This is a genomic window from Methylobacterium sp. WL116 (assembly GCF_008039455.1).
GTDB lineage: Bacteria > Pseudomonadota > Alphaproteobacteria > Rhizobiales > Beijerinckiaceae > Methylobacterium.
Window position 1 is genome coordinate 1 of the sequence record NZ_VRUV01000529.1, and the last position, 3,027, is coordinate 3,027.

The window sequence follows — 3,027 nt, forward strand, 5'->3', positions numbered from 1 at the left end:
GCCTCTACGCGCGGCTCGGCGACCAGGGCGGCCTTGCGGTTCAGGATCAGCGCGACGCTCCGGCGCAGCGGCGCGCGCAGGAACAGCAGCGCCAGGATCCCGTAGATCAGGATGCCGAGGCCGATCGCCGCCGCGAGGCCGGCGTGGTCGCCGAGCCGCGCGTAGAGGCGATCCTGCGCCAGGAACACGGTGGCGCCCATCGCGAGCGAGCAGGCGAGGATCGGCGCCAGCGAGGCGGCGACCGCCACGGTGCCGACCGGCACGAACCGGCCGGCGGCCCGCACCACCACGGGCGAGAACAGGTAGGCGCGCAGCACGTGCCCGACGACGAGGGCCGACAGGCCGAACGGCGCCGTCACCAACGAGGCCAGGATCGTGATCGTGAACTGCGCGGCCGACAGGACCAGCGCGGTGCCGGTCCGGTCGGAGGCGGTGAAGATCATCCACAGCATCGAGGTCGCGACGAATTCCGGGCCGAGCAGCGCCAGGATGCGCAGCACCGGCACCGCGTCGCGCCACTGCTCGCCGAAGAGCAGCGGCACGAGGTGCGGCGCCACCACGGCCATGCCGACGAAGGCCGGCAGCGCCAGCACCGCCGACATCGCGACGAAGCCGTCGAAGGCCGCGGCCAGGTCGCGCGGCCGGTCCTGCAGCCGGGCGTAGGTCGGCAGCGCGACCGCCGCGAGCGGGATCACCGCGACCTGGCTGATCAGGTCGATGCAGCGCCAGGCCATGCGCAGCAGGCCGATATCGGCGGTGGAGAGGAAGTAGGCGGCGACCACCTCCTGGCTGCGGATGCTGAGCGTCAGGAGGAGCTGGGTCGAGAACACCCGGGAGCCGAAGGCGAGCTGGCGGCGGGCATGGGCGCGCACGAAGCGCCATCCGGGAAGCCACGGAAACGCCGCCCAGGTCAGCAGCGTCGTCATGCCGGTGGCGAGCAGCCGCTGGATCACCAGGCTCCAGACCCCGAACCCGTTCAGCGCGAGCGCGATCGCCACCGACCCGCCGATCAGGTTGGCGACGAGGGCCCGGATCGCGAGGCTGCGGAAGCCGAAGAGGCGCTGCAGCCGCGCCTCGTGGATCACGCCCGCGGCCGCGATCACGAAGGTGGCGGCGAGCGCCGCCAGCACCGGCTGCAGCTCGGGGATCCGCAGCATCCACGCGATCGGCCAGGACAGCGCGACCAGCGCCAGCCCGTAGAGGCAGCCGGAGGCCAAAGCCACCCAGAAGGCGGTGTCGACGAAGCCGTCGTCGAGCCGGTCGGTCTGCACGACGAGGTCGGGCAGGCCGCCCCGCGTGACGATGAGCAGGATGTCGATGAACACGACCGCCACGGCGACGAGGCCGAACTCGCTCGGGTCGAGCAGGCGCGCCAGCACCAGGAACACCACGAAGCTCAGGACGACGTTGCCGATTGCGCTGACGGCGACCCACCCGGCCGCCCGGACGGAGCGGCCGGCCATATCGTCCCGGGTCGCAGCCGCGTCCGGCGCCGCGGCGGACGGGCCGGGCGGGCTAGGCGCCATGATGGATGCCGTGCGCTGGCGACGGTTCCGGCGCGATGCCGCGGCGCTCGGCGAGAAGCTCGGCGTAGAGGTCGAGATACTTCTCGGCGACGCGCTCGGAGGTCGATTCGCGCAGGACGTGCTGGAACGCGCGCTCGTCCGGCAGGCTGGCGCGGCCGCGGGCCAGCACCGTGCGGATGCGGTCCGCGAGGTCGGGCGCGTCGCCGGCGCGAAACAGCCAGTCGGCGTTGTCCTCGCCGATCAGCTCGGGGATGCCGCCGGAATCGGCGCCGATCACCGGCACGCCCATGGCGTAGGCCTCGTAGACCGTGCGCGGCGAGGGCTCGGCCCAGAACGAGGGCACGACGAGGACGTCGACCTCGGTGAGGAAGTCCTTCGGGTCGACCCAGCCGACGAACTCGATCGGCAGCCCTTCGGCCTTCGCCTTGAACCGCTCGATCGAGTCGTCCATCGCCTGGCCCGCGATCAGGCAGCGCCAGCCGCCGGAGGCGGGATTCCCTTCGGTGGCGTGCGCGCGTGAGCCGATCTCGGCCAGCGCGTCGATCAGCGTGCCGACGCCCTTCTCGACGTTGATCCGCCCGAGATAGCCGAAGGTCATCGGCTTGGCGCTCCGGTCGACCCGGCGGCGCGCCTCGGGATCGCCGTCCGGCACCGTGCAGGAATAGTAGATCACCCGTCGCCGCTCGGGAGCGAGGTGGCGGAACAGGCCATGGTCGACATGGGTCTGCAGGATCCGGGTGCCGACGCTCGCCACCGCGTCGACCCAGCGGTTGGTCAGCTGCTTGGAGGCGTTCACGACCTTGCAGCCGAGGTGCCAGTGCGTGCACGGCGCGCCGTGCTTGAACATCGCCGCGTTGCCGCAGATCAGGTCGTACTCGCAGACCGTGTGCACGATCGGGATGTCGCGCCGGGCCGCCTCGCGCCAGACCAGCGTCGAGATGTCGAGCAGCGAGTGGGTGTTGACGACGTCCGGCCGGAAGTCGTCGAGCACCCGGCCGAAATCGGCGGCGATCGCGAAGTTCCACTGCTGCTTGAGCTTGGCGGCGTTGCGCGCGAAGCGGCCGTGCTGCGCCCAGTCCTCGAGCCAGAAGTCGTTGTGATGCGCCATGCGGTAGACCGTGACGCCGTTGCGCACGGTCTTGGGCTCGGCCTGCCGCTCGATGCAGGCGGCGGCGACCGTGTGCCCGAGGCCGGCGAGCTCCTCGGCCAGATGCTCGACGGACCGCTCGGCGCCGCCGACGATGTGGGGCGGATAGAGCGAGCTAAGGTGCAGGATGCGCATGGCGCCTTGATCCTTGAGGCGTTGATTCTCGAGGCGTTGACCCCTGGGACGTTGACCCTTGGGACGTCGATCCTTGGGACGCCGATCCGTGGGCGACGGCGGGCTCACGGGCGAGGAGGCTGCGGTAGAGGTCGAGGTAGCGGGCGGCGACCGCCTGCGGCCGAGTTCCTTCGGCGACCGCGGCGGCGTTGCCGAGGCCGGTCGCGAGGCGGGCGGGGT

At 71.8% G+C, this 3,027-nt stretch carries 2 protein-coding genes; both read right to left on the reverse strand.

Going from position 1 to position 3,027, the window contains the following annotated elements:
• Positions 1–1,463: lipopolysaccharide biosynthesis protein (locus FV223_RS24010; RefSeq protein WP_246689781.1), on the reverse strand; the 1,463-nt coding region annotated here is incomplete at its 3' end.
• A gap of 52 nt (positions 1,464–1,515) precedes the next feature.
• The gene (locus FV223_RS24015) at positions 1,516–2,808 is read right to left on the reverse strand and encodes a glycosyltransferase family 4 protein (protein ID WP_187274727.1); all 1,293 of its coding nucleotides are present in this window, start codon (positions 2,806–2,808) and stop codon (positions 1,516–1,518) included.
• Positions 2,809–3,027: the final 219 nt, after the last annotated feature.

Bases quoted from the DNA above. Each gene is read 5' to 3' on its own strand.
- FV223_RS24015 (WP_187274727.1), bottom strand. From the start codon at position 2,808: ATGCGCATCCTGCACCTTAGCTCGCTCTATCCGCCCCACATCGTCGGC.